The 16,684-nt window shown below is 66.5% G+C and carries 18 protein-coding genes; 6 read left to right on the top strand and 12 right to left on the bottom strand.

Annotated elements, in window-relative coordinates; genetic code table 11:
• Positions 1-823: 823 nt before the first annotated feature.
• The 8 genes from ABNQ38_RS14525 to ABNQ38_RS14490 form a co-directional block, all read right to left on the bottom strand.
• Positions 824-1,156, bottom strand: a complete 333-nt coding sequence (locus ABNQ38_RS14525; protein ID WP_377807889.1) for a hypothetical protein — start codon at positions 1,154-1,156, stop codon at positions 824-826.
• 144 nt (positions 1,157-1,300) lie between these two features.
• Complete coding sequence (locus tag ABNQ38_RS14520; RefSeq protein WP_377807888.1) at positions 1,301-1,510, bottom strand: hypothetical protein; 210 nt, start codon at positions 1,508-1,510, stop codon at positions 1,301-1,303.
• Positions 1,511-2,011: 501 nt separating this feature from the next.
• Positions 2,012-2,674 carry a SprT-like domain-containing protein gene (locus tag ABNQ38_RS14515; protein WP_377807887.1) on the bottom strand — a complete coding sequence of 221 codons (663 nt, stop codon included), beginning with the start codon at positions 2,672-2,674 and terminating at the stop codon, positions 2,012-2,014.
• A gap of 166 nt (positions 2,675-2,840) precedes the next feature.
• Positions 2,841-3,008, bottom strand: a complete 168-nt coding sequence (locus ABNQ38_RS14510) for a hypothetical protein (protein ID WP_377807886.1) — start codon at positions 3,006-3,008, stop codon at positions 2,841-2,843.
• A gap of 107 nt (positions 3,009-3,115) precedes the next feature.
• Positions 3,116-3,268 carry a hypothetical protein gene (locus ABNQ38_RS14505; RefSeq protein WP_377807885.1) on the bottom strand — a complete coding sequence of 51 codons (153 nt, stop codon included), beginning with the start codon at positions 3,266-3,268 and terminating at the stop codon, positions 3,116-3,118.
• 154 nt (positions 3,269-3,422) lie between these two features.
• On the bottom strand, positions 3,423-3,725 hold the full coding sequence (locus tag ABNQ38_RS14500; RefSeq protein ID WP_377807884.1) for a hypothetical protein: 303 nt from the start codon (positions 3,723-3,725) through the stop codon (positions 3,423-3,425).
• Between the two features lie 48 nt (positions 3,726-3,773).
• Entirely contained in the window at positions 3,774-4,076 is a 303-nt protein-coding gene (locus tag ABNQ38_RS14495; RefSeq protein WP_377807883.1) for a hypothetical protein, read from the bottom strand.
• Positions 4,069-4,497, bottom strand: coding sequence for a ParA family protein (locus tag ABNQ38_RS14490; protein WP_377807882.1), 429 nt, complete (start codon positions 4,495-4,497; stop codon positions 4,069-4,071). The genes ABNQ38_RS14495 and ABNQ38_RS14490 overlap by 8 nt, the downstream gene beginning before the upstream one ends.
• A gap of 1,345 nt (positions 4,498-5,842) precedes the next feature.
• On the opposite strand from ABNQ38_RS14490, the gene ABNQ38_RS14485 reads away from it, so the two are divergent.
• On the top strand, positions 5,843-6,466 hold the full coding sequence (locus ABNQ38_RS14485; protein WP_377807881.1) for a hypothetical protein: 624 nt from the start codon (positions 5,843-5,845) through the stop codon (positions 6,464-6,466).
• A 129-nt stretch (positions 6,467-6,595) separates the two neighbouring features.
• A complete protein-coding gene (locus tag ABNQ38_RS14480) occupies positions 6,596-6,958 on the top strand; it encodes a hypothetical protein (protein WP_377807880.1) in 363 nt (120 codons plus the stop codon).
• A 433-nt stretch (positions 6,959-7,391) separates the two neighbouring features.
• Here ABNQ38_RS14480 and ABNQ38_RS14475 read toward each other — a convergent pair whose 3' ends face one another.
• Both ABNQ38_RS14475 and ABNQ38_RS14470 read right to left on the bottom strand, forming a co-directional pair.
• Complete coding sequence (locus tag ABNQ38_RS14475; RefSeq protein WP_377807879.1) at positions 7,392-7,655, bottom strand: hypothetical protein; 264 nt, start codon at positions 7,653-7,655, stop codon at positions 7,392-7,394.
• Positions 7,656-7,749: 94 nt separating this feature from the next.
• Complete coding sequence (locus tag ABNQ38_RS14470; protein ID WP_377807878.1) at positions 7,750-11,874, bottom strand: hypothetical protein; 4,125 nt, start codon at positions 11,872-11,874, stop codon at positions 7,750-7,752.
• A gap of 194 nt (positions 11,875-12,068) precedes the next feature.
• Here ABNQ38_RS14470 and ABNQ38_RS14465 point away from each other — a divergent pair, with 194 nt between their 5' ends.
• The 4 genes from ABNQ38_RS14465 (at position 12,069) to ABNQ38_RS14450 (ending at position 14,297) form a co-directional block, all read left to right on the top strand.
• Positions 12,069-12,470 carry a hypothetical protein gene (locus tag ABNQ38_RS14465; RefSeq protein ID WP_377807877.1) on the top strand — a complete coding sequence of 134 codons (402 nt, stop codon included), beginning with the start codon at positions 12,069-12,071 and terminating at the stop codon, positions 12,468-12,470.
• Between the two features lie 53 nt (positions 12,471-12,523).
• Entirely contained in the window at positions 12,524-13,402 is an 879-nt protein-coding gene (locus ABNQ38_RS14460) for a DNA/RNA non-specific endonuclease (RefSeq protein WP_377807876.1), read from the top strand.
• The gene (locus ABNQ38_RS14455; RefSeq protein WP_377807874.1) at positions 13,399-13,647 is read left to right on the top strand and encodes a hypothetical protein; all 249 of its coding nucleotides are present in this window, start codon (positions 13,399-13,401) and stop codon (positions 13,645-13,647) included. Before ABNQ38_RS14460 ends, ABNQ38_RS14455 begins: the two co-directional genes overlap by 4 nt.
• A 176-nt stretch (positions 13,648-13,823) precedes the next feature.
• Positions 13,824-14,297, top strand: coding sequence for a helix-turn-helix domain-containing protein (locus tag ABNQ38_RS14450; RefSeq protein ID WP_377807873.1), 474 nt, complete (start codon positions 13,824-13,826; stop codon positions 14,295-14,297).
• On the opposite strand, the gene ABNQ38_RS14445 is transcribed toward ABNQ38_RS14450, so the two are convergent.
• Positions 14,294-14,872, bottom strand: a complete 579-nt coding sequence (locus tag ABNQ38_RS14445; protein ID WP_377807872.1) for a JAB domain-containing protein — start codon at positions 14,870-14,872, stop codon at positions 14,294-14,296. The two genes, ABNQ38_RS14450 and ABNQ38_RS14445, sit on opposite strands and share 4 nt — an antisense overlap.
• 236 nt (positions 14,873-15,108) lie before the next feature.
• Complete coding sequence (gene argH, locus ABNQ38_RS14440) at positions 15,109-16,650, bottom strand: argininosuccinate lyase (protein ID WP_377807871.1); 1,542 nt, start codon at positions 16,648-16,650, stop codon at positions 15,109-15,111.
• Positions 16,651-16,684: the final 34 nt, after the last annotated feature.

Raw genomic sequence — 16,684 nt, 5'->3', positions numbered from 1 at the left:
TACAGTATCAAATCTTAGTCAACAGCAATGCGCTATATGATATAACAGATGTGCTGCATACCTTATAAGGTATCAAATCGGATCGTGCTGTACGAGGCGGGCGCCGAACCGCGCAGCATCCTGCCTCCTCCCGCGGAGGCAGGATGCTTGCCGAGAAGGACTGAGCTTCCACCCTATGTTTCGCCGCCCGGGCGCCTTGTCCACCCTGCTCTCAGGAAATCTCTGCCGCATGGTTTGTGATCGACGGGCACAAGGTCCGACGCGTGTTGCCGGCTGGCGGCCCTGGCCCCCCGGACCGCCATGTGGGCTGCGGGGCGTGGCCGGCTGCCGCGGCAAGTCAGCCCCTGGCAGCCCAGGCGCGCGGCCTCCGCGCCGAGGTCCACTCCGCGATCATCCATCTGTTGCCCACCACGCTGATGCTGAAGGAGATCGACAGCCTGCTCGCGTTCTTGGCGGAGGCCAAGCTGCAGCCAGTCACCGGCGTCTTCACCGGCAATGACCAGGAGGATCAGGACGGAGCCCTCGTTGTGACCTGCTCATCACGACGGTTGGTCGCGAGCGACGTCGATGCCCGGCACAAAGCCGCGGGGATGCCGATGGCCGGAGCTGGTGGCTTCAGTCCAGCCGCCGCCATGTGGTGGAATCGGTTAGCGCGGACACGCCAACCAGCACCTCCTCATACGGTGTGCCATCTTCTGCCCGCAGCCGGGCGTGCGACGGGTGTCCGGGTTTGTCCACCAGAGCATCTGTGCCGGGGCGTACTGGCACGCGCGTAGCGGTCGCCGACTGCGATCCGATGCCTACGCGTCATCGTCCACCCCCGTCAGCGCGGCAGTCTCCTCGAGGAGACGTGCGTGGCGCTCCGGGGTGAAGGCCCGGCGGTCGGCGGCCATCCGCCGCAAGGCACGGAATCCCGCCGTCGTGAACGCGCCACGGGCCAGTGCTTGTCGAGGTCGTCCAACGCCACGAGGCCGCGGTCCAGCATGCTCTGAACGGCGGCCGGGACCTTCGGCTGCCCCTTGCGCTCGCCCGTCGACCACCGCCGCAGCAGGAACCCGTCATGAATGCTGCGGGCGCTGGACATGCGCTGCATGAACTTGCGCCGGATGAGGTCGCGTTCCTTGGCGCCGAAGTCAGGATCGTCGGAAGGGGACATGGCGGCTCCACGTTCACTTGGAACGCCGATGTACCGCATCAGCGGATACCGCAGCTAGGCGGATGATAACGGGGCCACGATGTCCGCCTGCGGACATGATCGAGCCACTCTGCGCCCGCACACCGCTGCACCGAGGACGAGGCCTCAGAGGAGGGGAAGCTGGACGCGCCCACCGTTGTCACTATGAGCCTTGGCGGCGCGCAGCGCGGCACCCTGAGCGCCCTCCATGGTGCGCGCCGTGCCGGAGGCGATGTGCTCGCCGGCCACGGTGATGAGCCACGCCCACACATCGGGCCCGCGCCACATCACCGCGAGATCGCAGCCATACGCTCGTGTCACCGCGTGGCGTGTCATCCAGGTTGTCGTATTCGGCACGTTGGTGTTCCCGATGAATCCTGGGCTTCTTTACCACAGGATCAGGATGATCCGGGAGTGCCTGCCCGAGGCATGAACGGCCAGGAGATCTGCGGATACCGATCAGGGCTGAACCGACACGGCCTTCCGACCTCCTGCGTCGGCCAACATACGATGGTCCGCATGGCGGTGCTGTGTTTAAGGGGAGATTCGGCGACGGAAGTGATTTCAATGCCATCCGCGTCGCGCAGGAGGCTTGGTAAGCGGCGATCGGCATGTCCCCCGTAGGACGGCGATGGGTCCTCGGCGGACGCGACGGGTGCTGGTTTGCGGACTCGTGCCTGTACACAGGGGGCACCGGTGCCCGCGGAGACGTCTCTGCCGCGAGGGCGAACCGAGCGTTCCGGAACGCCGCCCCGGAGTCCCTGCGGACGGGCTTGCAGGCAGACCGCAGCACCGTCTCGCCAGTGCCGATACTATAGCTGCGCAGGAGGACCCCGATCAGCCGGCGGCACGCGGTTGGGCCAACTCGACGCCGTCACCCTGCTGCGCCGCCAGAGAAGCGAGGAGTTCCACGCAATCGCCGCAGATTACCCTGAGGCCCGGTTTCCCCCACACCTTCGTCCCACATCCGCAGGCATAGGCAACCTTGTCCTTCTTCGCGGCGCCGGCCTTCCGGACGTCGGACTTCCAGGCGATGGCGATACCGTCCGCCAGCAGTTTGGCTGCTTCACGGTCGAAGGGGCCGTCCGTGACGATGATGTGCGTCATCCTCTGTCCCGTTTCCTTACCGCCCGGCGCGCCCGTGTCACTCGGGTGCAGGCCGACGGCCTTCATCTTGGCCGCCCATTCCGTGTTGTGATAGCCGCCGCGCGAGCGCTTCCCGAACTCCTCTTGCCACAGATGGACCATCTCATGGACCAAAGTGGAGAGGATCTTGGCCTGGTCGCGGTCGAACACATCCGGGTTCAAGGCGATCTCGTGCCGCCGCTCGCCAGATGCCGCCAGGCTCTCGAAGCGTTCGGGGGAAAAGTAGCCCTTAAAGCGCTTGCTGCGCTGGAAGGTGATGAGCACCTGGGGCAACGTTCCGCCGAACAGCGTCGCGTTGAAGTGGTCGAAGGCACGCTGGAGAGCGGCGTACTGCTCGGCGGTGATGGCGGTCATGCCTGATCTCGTTTGTATCGTACGCTACGGGGCCCGATCTGGCTGCCAAGGGCTGCCATGTACGGGTCCGGCTGAATCGTCTGACGCCGGGGGCTTGTGGCTCATGGCGCGCTCGGGGCGATCTGCAGGCGCAGCCGCCGCTGGAGTGCGGCTCCGTAGCGCCAACTCACCCGCTGTTGGCGCGGGGAAGCGCCGGCCGACGGACGACCACGCGCACGAAGTCGCCGTACAAGGCCGTGAACAGGCGGCCCAGAGCAGTCCCGATGCCGGCGCGCTCCGCGGCGGCCTGCACCGTCGCCAATCCGCCGGAGGCGGACGCAGCGAGCACCATCATGTCCGCACAAGCGCTCAAGTGGACGGCGTTGTAGTCGGCGAGCTGCACCGCATGGCGCTTGCGGCGGTTCTCGAAGAAGTCTTCGACCTGCGCCCGCTCGTCGGCGGTCAGGCATCCGACACCCGCGGCGGGAGCGCGGTCGCCGAAGCGGGCAAACGGGCGACCACGGTCTGCGCACCGCGGCCCCTTTCCGGGCTGTAGACCGTGCGGATCAACTGGATCGTCTGGCGGCGCGGGCCATTGCGAAGGCGGATCATCATGAGGGCATTCCGAAGGACGGTTAAGGTGCGGCTTCCGTCACCATCTTGTCCGGCGTCGTGACCAGGCAAATCAGCTCGCGTCCGAACAGCACCGGCGGGGACGCGCGGACGGGTTCGTGTGTTGCGATGCCGTTCAGGCCGGCCGGAGCCGAGATCATCCGGGCTTGTCGAGTGTCTTCGGGACACCTCGGGCGGCGAGGGCCTCGTTGAGCAGGAGTTCGACAATGGTGTACTCGGGAAGGCCGATCTCGTTGGACACCAGCCCGATCCGATCCAGCAGACGTTGTGGCAGGCGGTACGAGCGGAGCAGCTTGGGTGGGGTCTTCCGCTTCGGCTGCGAACGCCTCCTCGCCGACGCGGCAGGGGGGCCATTTGCCCAGGCTTCGGCCGTTTTCGCGTCCTCGTTCGGCTCGGTGATGGTTGGCACGGCCTTCGTGGTTGGCATCTTGATGCGCATAACCAGTTCCTCGCGTCTACGTGCGTTGACGATGGTTTACGGGCGTGGTCAGGCGCGGATCGTTGCTGACGCCCGAACACGCTCGAAGAGGGCTCCGGTCAGCACCTCGAAATCCTCGATCGCACCGTTGTCCCGGGGCTTCGCCTCGACGACGCCTTTGCCGTCAGCCGCTGCCCGGAACCAGGCGCTGCGCTTGCGAATGGGGGTATCGAGAAACTCCAAGCCATTGAGATCGGTGAGCATCCGGGCGACGTCCCGGCTCTCGGCGCCACGGAGGTCCGCCATGCTCAGGACCGCGAAGGCCTGGAGGCGTTGGTTGTACGCCCTCGCCTGGGCGATCAGGTCAACCATCTGCTGCAGGGCCCAGACGTCGTAAGCGCGCGGGCCGAGCGGGATGAGCACGGCGTCCGAGATCAGGAGCGCGTGACGCAGGGTCGCCGTGTCGCGGCCGCCGGCGTCGATGATGGTCCGCATGGTACGCGGCGATGCGCTTGGCATGGACCTTCAGGGCCTCGGCGTTGAGGATCGACACGCAGGTGAAGAGCGGATCGCCGAGCGTCTCGGCGCGCATGTTGGCGAAGGTCGCGGCCGACTGCTGCGCATCGGTATCGATGAGAGCGGTCTTTGCAAAGCGTCGGATCGCTGCCCAGACCGCGAGATTGGTGGCCAACGTCGTTTTGCCGACACCGCCCTTGATGTTGGCGACCGTGATCGTGACGGGGGCGGGCAGGAACGTCGGATCGTGGAGTTTCAGAATCGGAAGCTGCGCCATTGCGTCCTCGCGCATTGCTTGGCTGAGCCCCCTCAGAGCGGAAGGATACCGAGTCCGACCGTCAGCGCAAGCGGTCGCTCACTGTCATGCGTATACGCTTGCTGACCGATGCTGCACGCCGATGCGGGGCTTGCGAGATTGGACGTCTCCCAACCCTATGGCGGCGGGCCGCCGAAGGCTGGCCAGACTCCACGAACACCTGCCGGGTCGGCCGGTGAGGGTGGAACGCCTGTGCCCGAGCGCCTCAGGACACAGCCGGGTAAGCGGAATGGTGGTGGCAGCGTTCGTTCTTACGGCGGACATGGGAGAAACCCGGGATGCGGTCTCCGTCACCGACCGTCCGGACATCGTGTGGAAGGGAACCGGGCATTTCGGCTGGTCGTGGCCGGCGCGTGAGATTCCTGAGAAGGCTGCCTTGCCTCCACCGGCGCCTTGGAAAGATCGGCAAGGATGGCGGGCCAGGACGGCAGAATACCCTGCTCGGACAATGACTTGGCGCCGGAGCCAGGATCGGCGAAGACATGGCAACATCTTGGCGCCGGTCGCGGATTCCCACTTTGTAGGCAATGGGTTAGCTGACGGGATGATCGGCAGAAGATGACCGTGATGAGGACGGCCAAGCCGGATCGAGCCTGCCGTTACCCTGATATGCCCGGATGACCGTTCAAGTTTACCAAATCACCCTGCCGGGCGCTGTGACGGACACGCGAGAGCGTTATCGTTCCGGATCCGGAAATGGCAGGTCCATCTGCCGGCCACCATGGTGCCGTGCGCCGTCGGACAGCGCGGAGACGGCGTCCGGATCCACGTGGAACGTACGCTTGCACATGGAAGGCTCTGTTCGGCGGGAGGGCTCTGCAGCGCGCCTGCTCGGCCGCGGCTTGATCGTCGGGAGGCTGCCGCGTTGAAGGGAGGTCAGATCGGCGCGAAGCCTCTCGATCGCGCGAAGCACCTCGGTTTCGGCACGGAGCGATGGCAAGTCCAGCATGGATGGGGCCTTGTTTTGGAGGCTCTTCCTAAGAGTAGCGTGCCGAGCGCATGCCGACGAGGTCCAGGCCGCACTCTCTGACCGGTCCGGGATCGGGGCGATCGGCATCCCGCAAAGGCAACGGGTCTCCCATCAGTCTGCAGAGGCACCGCGTGTCGCTCCATTGCGGTTGCCGCCCCGGCCGCTCTTCCGCCGGTTGGTGAGCATCGGCTGCAGGAGCGGCATGACGTGCCGGGGTGACCGCACCGTCGCGCGTTGGGCGGGCGCCGCCGCGCGGCTGTGCGCCGCGGCGGCGCCCGCCCAACGCGCAAGGGGCCAGGCATCGCTCGGGCATGCGAAACCACGCGGAATTTTTCGATGATCCTCAAATCCCTGTCTGAAGCGCTGAATGAGACCGCGTCCCTCGACGTCTTCTGGCTGGACCATCGCCTGCGCTTGAACGGAACCGTCATTCCGCGTGAGGACCCGCGCTGCGCACCGGTCGACAGCTGGATTCGCCGCTTCGAGGCCGGTACCGGTGTCGGGGTCCTCGATCTCACCGCAACCGTTCCGGTCGGCGCTCGCGGCGTGCTGGATCTCGGGCGCTTGGGAACTCTTCTGGCATGTCTGCAAGCGGAGATTGTCCTCAACCGGCCTGTGTGGCTGGGCAACACGCGGATCGAGAGCGTCACCGCGGTGACGTTTCCGTCCAATGGAGTGGGTGGAGCAGACCGCCCAACCGCGTCGAGCGTCGTGTGCTCGATCAATCGCTGGGGCGACCACCGCAGCGAGGACGAGCGCTGGCCCGCGATGGTCGACGCGATGAACAGCGTGGCCGTTGCGGCCGTCGACGATCAGCGCTCCTGGTTCCGTGAATGTGGGCTGGGGACAATGCGGCTGTTCGTCAGTGCCCGGTACCCGCTGTCGGAGCGGCATCGCGACCGCGCCCGCGCGCAGCGGCGGCGCGCGGCGGAGCTGCTCGAGGACAAGCCAGTGCGCTGACCGCCCCCGCGTCGCGCCGCCCAGCAAACCGCACACCCAATCGGCCGCCCGTCCCGGCACGCCGGCCGGCCCTGCGGGCCGCCGCGCCGGGCGGTCGGCACGACAACGATGTTCCGACAGGAAGAAGCCATGATGACGATTGTTCACGACGGTACCGAGCTGATCAACCGCATCGAAGCCGATGCGGTCGTCAGGGTATTGCAGCCGGACACCGCCTATCTCACCAACCGCCTGTGCCGGCTTCTGCGCGATGCGGTGCATGCTTGGTCGCACGGCGATCACTCACCCGCTGCGCGCGAGCAGATCGAGAACCTCCTTCTCGTGGCCGGATCCCTTGGCTACCAAGTGGGCGTCGCATGCGCCGACATCTTTACGGCCGTCAGCGACCTGGACGCGGCCGTGCAGGACGGGTTGGCTCTGATGCCCCATTTTGACCGGCCGGTTCTTCGTCTGGCGTTGCAGCCCAAGCTCAAGGCAAAGGCCCACGCCTGAGGGGATCAACCACCGCCGGGCACGCCCCCTCGCTCGGCCTGGCGTGGAACACATGAACCGGAGAGGAGGCCGGGGTGGGAGCGGCCTGTTGGAACTGATGAGGACGCCCAGGGTGAGGCCCGCCGTCGGCCTCGCCGCCGCTCAGCCTGGGGCGGGCACCAAGGCCATGCACTGCGAAGGCATCAGCGTTCGCAATGCATTGGCACCCCAGAATCCCTGCTGGCCCAAACGCTTAGGTGGAAGACTCGCTGCATGGCGCGTCCGCATCGGCATGTTGCGTCGTGCCCGCCCCGTCCAAGGCACCCCGCAACCCCGTACAAGTCACCCCGTCGGCGGCTGGCCCTCCGCACACGCGATCCCGTAGCCCCGTACTTCTCACCCCGACATCCCGTCTCCGTCCAGGGTTGGTGCGGGGTTCCGGCTCTCCGGAATCTTAGAACAGAGTATTCTTGAACAGGGGAACGAAGTTCCCGCCCAAGGGGCGCGGTCCGGTGGTTTCGCCACGGATGCCTTCGGTACCCGGCAGGCCGTACAAGCGGTGGCTGCCGCGGCCGGTCACCTCGACGGCATCGCCGCAGGCTACCGAATCCTCCAGCCTCAGCCCGGCGCGGCGGACGCTGCAGCCGACCAGGACGGCCAAGCTGGCGCGAAAGCTGTCGAAATCGACATGGAAGCAGTGGAGGGCGCTCTGTCCCACGACCTTGTGAATAAGGCTGCGGGCATCGGCTTGGCCGAGTAGGGGTGGCGTTGGTCGTCAGCTGGAATTTGGAGAGAGAGCCTCGCCCAACAGGTTAGGCCCGAACTGTCGGAGATGATGGGCGAGGTACCCGAAGGATCGCCTTACGCCGCCTTCGGACCTGCTGGTGCTGAAGAGTAGGGTCCGGCGGCGCTGCGTCGATCACCACCACCGACAGCAGTTCGCGCGCACTGCCCGTCAGCCGATTCACGAGCGCCGTCTTCAGGTCTCCCGCCGATGCCGGAGGCGGCGAGCCGTCGCGTGGGGACGTGAGGTCAACTGTCGAGCCGAACCAGAACACAAGATACACGCCCCGTCCGCCCGCCAGCGGATCGGCCGTGTAGAGCCGCTGCAACTGCCCTTCCGCCGCCGTCCACAGCGCATCGTGCATCTGCAGTTTGATCTCGACGGGTAACACGAGGGTGCCGGCGGTCACGTCGATGTCGGCGCGCTTGCTCCCGGCGTAATGGCCCTCCGGCTTCGCCACCGCGCCGTGGCGGATGAGGCGGGGGCTCAACAGGCCGAGCAGGGCGTTGCGGCAGATGTTCTCCACCTTGGGTCTGACGTGCTTCTCCACTTCAGTGTTCCAGAAGGTCTTCCAGCCGTCGCCGGAGCCGGTGCGGATTTCCTCGGCGATGTCCTCCAGATGCTGGACGACGAGCGCCTGCAAATCCGCGGCGTTGGCCGGCGGCCCGCCGTCGAGCGCCGCCACCACCTGCGCGACGTCGGCGTGCTGGAACGATGCTTCGCGGCGAACTCGCACCTGTCGTGCCGCGGCATGGGCGAAGGCGTCATGCCAGGAGGCCCGCCGGGGATCGTCGCGCCAAGCGGCGAGGACGTTGGCCGCGTCCGTTGAGGGGTCGGCGGCGAGATGGTCGATGCAGGCGCGGATGAGGCGTGCGAACTCGGACTCCCCGCGAACCCGGCGCCCGTTCTCGACGCTGTACGCAGTGTCGTCGAAATGTGGAGCCAGCGACCGGATCAGCACCATGGCCTGCTGGGTGGAAAAGCTCCACCCCTCGGCGCGGCCACCCAGGGCCAACAGCAGGACAGGGGCGATGACGTCCCAGCTCATGTCCTCCCACCGGGACAGCCGGTCTTCGAAATCGGCGGCGAAGCGGTCCGGTGCGAGATGGAAGGCCAGGGCGCTCCACAGCAGGAGCCGCTCGTCATCCGGATCGTCGCCGGCAAGGTGGTGAACGGCGAGGTCCAGCAGGGCTTCGCGGTCGCCATGCCACAAGGCGGCGTTCAGCAGGCCGTCCACCGCCCGGACCGGAGCTTTCGGAAAGTCCCGCAGCAAGGCCACCGCCATGCCGCCGGCGACGTGTCCAAGGGGCTCCTGCCCCTTCAGGCCGAATAACCCCGGCGGACACTGCAAGCTCCGCTCAAGACAGATGCGCCAGAACGCCGCCAGGCTTCGCGAGGCCAACTCGGCGCGCTCGGCTAGAATCCATAGGATCCACGGTTCGGAGTACTGATCCTCGATCACGGAACCGCATAACGCCGCGTCCAAGGTGCGATCCGGCAGACCCAGAACGGCTTCCTTTCCCTCTGTCGCCAAAATCTCCATGCCGACCAGGAGCGGGAGCACTGCGAAGTGACGGCGATCCGTCACGGTCGTGTCGGCAAGTTCGTTCGGGCTCGGCAGATCGTCACGGAGCACAATGTTCCGGAAGCCGGCCATGATCGCGATGGCTGCCTCATCTCCGACATCTTCGGCGATGCGCGTGCGGAAGGCGTTCAGCTTTTCGCCCTCCAGCCCGGTGAGTGACCCGAACCCCGCAGCCCAGTCGAGCGTATCGAAAGCGGCTCCGCTCCGGATTTCCTCGAGATGCGGGGCCAGTTCGGCAGCGCCCTCGGCTTGATGAAGCTGCTTGGCATCGCGCAAGCGGCGGGAGAGCGCGATATGCTCGGAATGCCGCTCATGCACACGCGTCGTAAGGGCCGCGGCGAGTGCCGGTTCTAGGTCCGGCCGTTCGTCGGGAAGCGCCGACAACTCGTCGAGCGTCACCTCACAACCATCGCCGACGCGACCACCGGCCGTACGAACGGCCAAGTCGAGCAGGAACGCGGCCTCTTCCGGCCCGCTTGCCTCCCTTGCCCAGGACACCAGATCAAAGGAAAAACCAGGAGGAAGTGGCGTGTTGAGGATGCGCTCCTGAAAGTCCCAATAACCGCGCCAGTAATTGTCGTGTGTCTCCGACAGCCACGTCCGGAACATCGCCCGAACCATGGCGGGTTCGGCGAGACGTGTTTGTAGCCGTTTGGCATCGGGTGGCCGAATAGTCTGATGCCGATCGTCCAGCCCGGCGGCAAGCCAGCGGTACAGGCGCTCCGGGGTGACGTCTTCCGGCACTTCGCGAAGGATGCGTTCCAGAAGTCCGATCACCAGCCCGGAATGATCGAATTGCGCGCGCCTGTCGCGCGGAGCGCCGCGCGAGGCCAGTGCGTCGGCCAGGGGCACCAGCTGGTCCCGTGGCGTTCGCCGGACGATGCCGCGGCGCAGGTCCATGCTGTAGTGCCCGACATAATCCTGTGCACGCCTTCCCGTCAGGTATCCGACAAGCTGATCCGGTGTCAGCAGCCCCGGATACAGGCGCCGCAGCAGGGAGGCCCGGATGTCCTCCCGGCGATCCGCCACGACACCGTCATCCACCGCGTCCAGTAGGGCAAGCAGATCGTCCTGCCGATCCGGACTGGCGTGGGAGAATGCGTCGATCGCGTGCGAACGGAAGGCATCGCTGACACCGTCGTTGCGTGCGACGGCAAGCAGATCGTCCCCGAGTTCCGGCCGTGGCGGACCGCTCTCGATAATGTCCAGCACGGTCGCGAGCAGATGGGGCTTGACCGTCTCGCAAAGCGCGTCGCGGAAATCCGGCACGAGTTCCGGGCAGGATAAGCCGCCGAACGGTGTGCCCATGCGCGGCCAGCCCAGCGTCCGCTCCTGTGCCCGGAACCACGGGTCCTCATCCGACAGCGCCCTCAGATGGTGAAACGCCGAACGCTTGACGTCCACGCTCCACGACGCGGCATCGCCATACAGAATGGCTCCCAGCGGATCGCTGCCGAGAAGCCGCTCGGCATGCTCCGGCATCAGGGCAACCAGCCAAGCATACACGCCGCGCAGGTCCGACAGGGTGCCGCCGTCCCAGCCGGTGATCAGCGCCAGCACGCGGCCGAGCGGCAGGCCCGCCGCCCGCATCCGGTCGCGCAGGTGGCGTGCGGCCATATACTCGGCGATCATGCGGTGGCGCGGCACCACCCGCCGGCCCTCGACCGGCGAGAACGGCCGTCGCCGCGCTGCCGCGGACAGAGCCGGGACATCACTGCCAAGGGACTGGATCGCGGTGAACTCGGCATCGGCTTGGTTGGGGTGGAGCGCGAAGCCCATCCGGTTGGCGAGCAGCGCCACGGCGGTAAGCCAATCGGCCGCCGCGGACAGCGCCGGATCGGACACGGAATCGCCCACCACCTCGGCATGCTCGTCGTTCAGTTCCGTCAGCAGCTGGGCACGGGCGCTTTCGAACAGGGCGGTGCGGGTGGCGGGCCAGCCGCCGTCACCGACATGGGCCTCCAGCAACAGGCCGAGCAGTTCGGGATTGAGCAGCCAGGGGTCCAGGTTGCGCGCCCTGGCTCCGGCGATGAGGGCCCTGGCCCCGGCGTCGTCCAGCCGCGCCGCCGCGATGACGACGGCATCCTCGAACTTGAGCGGCAGCAGCTCCAGGACCACCGGCTCCCTGCCGAGCTGCGACAGCATGCGGGTATCGCTGCCGCCGTACCAGTCGGCGGTGCGACAGGACAGCCGGACCTTCGGGCTGCCGAGTTCCTCCAGCTTGCCGAGGATGTGGTCCATCACGCTGCGCCCGCCGCCGGTGCGCGCCCGGTGCTCGTCGAGCCCGTCAAGGTACAGTGTGCGGCCCTGCATCGCCGATGCCGGCCGGCTCAGGAAGCGGCCGACCGGCATCACCTCCGCATCCGCCTCACCCGCCGCGGCCCGTTTGAATTCGGTGGTCTTGCCGAGCCCCGGCTCGCCCAGCAGCACGACGAGGCGGTTGTCCAGGAAGTCCGCGAACACCCCCTCGCGCGGCTGGCCGTCTTCGGATGCGGGCAGAACCTGCCTGAGGCGGCGCGTCACGAGGACAGGACATTGCGTCGGTGAACGTCGGACGAAGGTCGGCATGGAAAATGGCGATCTGAATAGCCGGAAGGGAGGAGTTATGGTCACAGTGTCGGGTGTTCGACCCGTCACGGTCAATCCCGGCGTCGGACCATTCCGTGCGGCGCGCGGGTTCGTGAAGTCCAGCTCTCCCCGGTTGCGTAAATGGTCAAGGCCACGCTAATTTTCGTCCGATCGTTGCCGAACTGGACAATTTCGTGCTGGATACCGCAGACGTCCGCAGCCTGCATCTCCATTCCCTGGACAGTCTGCTGGCCGATCTGGTCAGTGGTCGGCCGGTTGGGTTGGACGCGGACGGAACGCGCCGTTTCGCCCTGGGAACGGATGAGGCGCGGTCCTTGCTCGACTGGTACCGGAGGAACCGGCCGGTGTGGTCGAAGGCCGTCGCCAAAGACCTGCTGCCGCTCCTGGTGGACGCCGCCGCCCAGACGCCGCCCGCCCAGACGGCCGCCTCTGCTTCCTCCTACACGCCCGGCAGATACGTGCCTATTCGGGTCGAGATTCTCCGATTCGGAGGCGTGCAGGAGTACGATAGCGACGAACCTCTGGGCATCGATTTCGACAAGCGGCTGCTCCTGTTGGAAGTGCACAACGGCTGACAGTGCACTGCAAGCTGTCGTAGCTTCGGCCCTTTCTGGGAATGGGAGACACCATGCTTAGCGGACTATATGCCGTTGCCCGATGGGGGGTTGCCTGCTCGCTTCCGGCTCTCGTCCTTTTCGCCCTTTCTGCTCCCGCTGACGCCGCATCGACTGCTTGCCCTGATCATTATGCTGCGGCCGTAGCGCCGGACCTGATCAATCAGAAGCTGGCTGCGAAGACGCGGGAGCTTTGCTACTCAGCCTTCGCCGTTCTTCATTCCGGTGTGACACGGACTCCTCTCTATGCGGTTGAGCACCTGACCCGCGACAGCGTTGCGGCCGCCAAGGGCCTCGAGCGTCCGGAGGCAAGCGCCTTCCACGCCGAAACGGCCTTGCCGCCGGACGAGCGCTCCGAATTGGCCGACTTCAAGCGCTCTGGCTTCGACCGCGGCCACATGGCGCCGAACGGCGACATGCCGACGCCGAAGGCCCAGCAGGAGAGCTTTACTCTGGCCAACATGATCCCCCAGGTCGGTGAGAGCAACCGTGGGATCTGGAGTGCCATCGAAGGGGCAACCCGCCATCTCGCCAACACCCGCGGCGAGGTCTATGTCGTGACTGGTCCCGTCTTCCAGGGCGCCAACCTCCAGCGTATCGGCGGCCGGGTTCTCGTGCCGACCCACGTCTTCAAGGCCATCTACGATCCGCGTCGCCGTGAGGCCGCCGCCTATCTCGTACCCAACGCGACAGGGAACGATTACCAGCGCATCCCCATTGCACAGTTGGAGGAGGTCACCGGCATCTCGGTCTTTCCAGGCATCCCGGCCACGGCCAGGTCGACGGTACTGGCTCTGCCGGAACCTCAGGCCTCGGGGCGGGGACGGAAGAAGGATGAGCCCGGTTTCTCTGAACGCGACGTGCTGAAGTTCCTGAAGGAGTTGATGCGATGATCAAGCCGTATGCCGACGACGCCGGAGCCATGCAGATCGGTGAACTCCGGGTCGAGAACGGCACCGACCGGGTGGCGCTCTATGGGTCAATCGATCTGACCAGGGATAAGCAAGGACTGGAACATGCCCGCAAGCTGCGTGACCTGCTGGCTGCCGTCGTGAAATCCCTGGAGACCGAAACTGACCTTCCCGACCAAATCCCTCCCCCGAAGCCGACGGATACGGTCGACAACCCGTTCAAGTGAATGGCAGCGGACACAGAGTTCACAGCCTTGGCTGTCCCGCTGACCCTCGGGACATGCCAACAAGCACTCCTTGCCCACTGTGCCCGACCCAGGTCCGTGAAAGTGCATTTGGATGTGCGGACGTGGGGGTTGTATAATGATTTAATCTGCTCACGCAAATGGATCGGTTAGGCGGCATGTCGCGTCGAAGGAATGGAACGCAAGCTAAAGACGAAGTTGTAGCGGCCACAGCGGTAGACCAATATGTTGGAAGCCGCATCCGGCTGCGTCGCACGCTTCTGGGGATGACCCAGACCGCGTTGGGGCAGGCTGTTGGGCTCACGTTCCAGCAGATCCAGAAGTACGAGAAGGGAGCCAACAGGGTCTCCGCATCCCGCCTGTGGCAGTTCGGGGTGACGCTGGATGTGCCTGTGTCCTTCTTCTTCGACGGCCTTGCCGACCAAGACTATATGCCGGACGTGACGCTCGAAGCCGATCTCTGCGCACCGGGAGAGCCGAACCCGATGGCAAGACGAGAGACGCTTGAGCTTGTCCGAGCCTACTACCGCATTGAGGATCGAGCCTTGCGCAGACGGCTGCTGGACCTGATCAGGGCGGTTGCCGCAGCTGACGCCCCGGCAGACGCATTTATGGCCGCAACCGATGCCTAGCCAACGGCGCCTTCAGGCGACGCCGTGACGCTGTCCCGCTCCGCTGCGACGAGGCGGGTCAATCGCTTCACGACAGGCTCGCCCAGCAGAGTGACGTAGGAGCGTCTGCCGATCAGCAGGTACTCCACCAACTCGACCCCGAGCAAGCTCCCGGCCTTCTGAATGTCGGCGCAGGACACCCTGACGCTGGCTGGACTCGGTGGGTCATCGCTGGGATAGCTGCGGACGATCACCAATCCACTGGCGTCCATGGTCAGCGCGCGGCCCATGATCTCCCGCACATACAAGGCGACGTCACCAACCGAACCGGTCTGGTGAAGCTCATCGGCAATCAGCTGGCGCTGAGGGTCGAGGAACAGCAGGCGCAGCGTCTGGACCGTCGAACACGCGGCGCGGAGGCGGGCATAGGTCACCAAATCCTGGTGAGAGGACAGGAGTGGGCGTTGCTCCAGCACAGGCCTTGCCAAGCGGGCCGCCAACTCGAGCACGGCCTGGAAGCGCAGCGATGCATAATTGTCCCAGAGGATGCCGCCGGGCAGCTTGCCCGCTGATGCCGCCGCGATGGCCGTTTCCAATGAGCCATGCCCGCTTAGCAGGCGCAGGGCCAGGAGATCCCCGTCGGCGTCCGGGGCAGCTATCGTGAGTAAAGAGGACAGCAGGGTTTCGTCCGGTATCCCTTCCAGGCTGCCGCCAACTCTCGGGTTCCTCATCACCGGGAACGGCCGGGGGCTGTTGGCGGCCGCCGGTCTCCCGGCCCTCGCTCTGGACGCAACCTTGGCCGTGCTTGGCATGGTCGACCTCTCGTTTCCGCTTACGCTTGGCCGGAGCGGCCACGGCCTGTCCGGTCGAGGACGGCAATGCCGAGGACGCCGTCGACCGCCGTACGCAGGGATCGGCCTGCCTGGCGCCAGCGCCGCCGCTGTTCCACCAGCGCGCCACGACGGCTGCGAAGCGAGGCTCGCACCCGTTCGATCTCGCTGGTGGTGGATGCGCGACCGGGGCCTCCGCCATGCTCCTGGGCTGCGGCGATGTCGACCGGCCGCAGCACGGGCGACCGGGTGCCGCGGAACCACTCCGGCCGGGCTTCGCGCGCGGCGGTCTCCAGATCGACCACCCCTTGGACCATCATTGAGCGGATGATGTCGCCGACCTCATGGTGGGCGCGGCGGAACGGCATGCCATGCTCCCGGACCAGCCAATCGGCCAGCGCGGTGGCGTTGGTCTGGCCGGACACCGCCCTGAGGCGCATGGCGCCCTGGTTCGGCTCTGCCCCGGCCACGATCAGCCGGACCAGCGTCGGCACGTCCAGCATTCCCGAGGCCGCCGACCAAACCGGCTTGACGCCTTCGGTGCCGACGGCGATGGAGTTGGAGAAGGGGGTGGCGTGCATCGCCATCGCTGCCGACGTCTGCGCTCCCATCGGCGCCGCTGCCAAGCCCTTGACGTGCTCCAGCATGTAGACGTTTCGCTTCTGTGGCATCATCGAACTGGTGCCGACCAGATCGTCGGCCACCGTCAGGAAGCCGAACTCGCCGGTGGTCCACAGCTGGAGGTCATGGGCAAGGCGGCTGAGCGTCACGCCGAGGATGCCCAGCGCCGCCAGCAGGCGCAGGACGGCGTCGCGCGAGGCCACGGCGTCGATAGAGTGCGCCCAGGGTGCGGAGAAGCCGAGCAGGGCGGCCGTCCGCCGGGTGTCGATTGGAAGCCCGGTGCCACCCACCGCACCGGCGCCGAGCGGGCAGCGATCAAGATCGGCCAGCACGGCGTGCAGGGACTCGGCGTCGCGGTCCAGCGCCGCGGCGACCCCGGCGTAATAGTGGGCGAGCGTCACCGGCTGGGCGGGCTGGTAGTGGGTGTAGATCGGGAACACGGCGTCGGTGCAAGCCGCGGCGCGGCGCAGCAGCGTGGCCTGGAGACGGGTCAGGCCGGTCAGAAGGTCGGCGACGACGTTGCGCAACCGAAGGCGCAGCACGGTGGCGCCCAGGTCGTTGCGCGAGCGCGCCGTCTGGAGGACGCCGCCGATCTCCTCGCCGAGATCGGCGATGAGATAGGTCTCGTAGAGCAGGTAGACGCCGCGCGGGGCAGAACGGCCGCGCAAGACGGCGAAGCCCGACCCTTCCATCTCGTCGATGCGCCGCAGCAACGGCGATACCTGCGCCACCGGCAGCAGGCCGGTCTCGGCCATCATCACCAGGTGCGCCCGGTCGACCTGGGTGATCCAGGGCAGGTCACGGTCGATGGCGTCATCGGCGACGTCGCCAAACAGGATGGACTGGGCCGTCGGGTTGAGCGTCCCAGCCACCCGGCCGGTGTCGCCGAGGTGGGCCAGGATCTGGGCGTTGCTGATCACCATGAGGGTGGCTCCCGGTGAGAAAGTATTTCGGGTG

Origin of the sequence: Azospirillum sp. A29 (genome assembly GCF_042604625.1) — a bacterium.
Taxonomy (GTDB): domain Bacteria; phylum Pseudomonadota; class Alphaproteobacteria; order Azospirillales; family Azospirillaceae; genus Azospirillum; species Azospirillum palustre.
The sequence above is the reverse complement of the archived record's forward strand: the minus strand, read 5'-3'. Positions and strand labels throughout refer to the sequence as shown.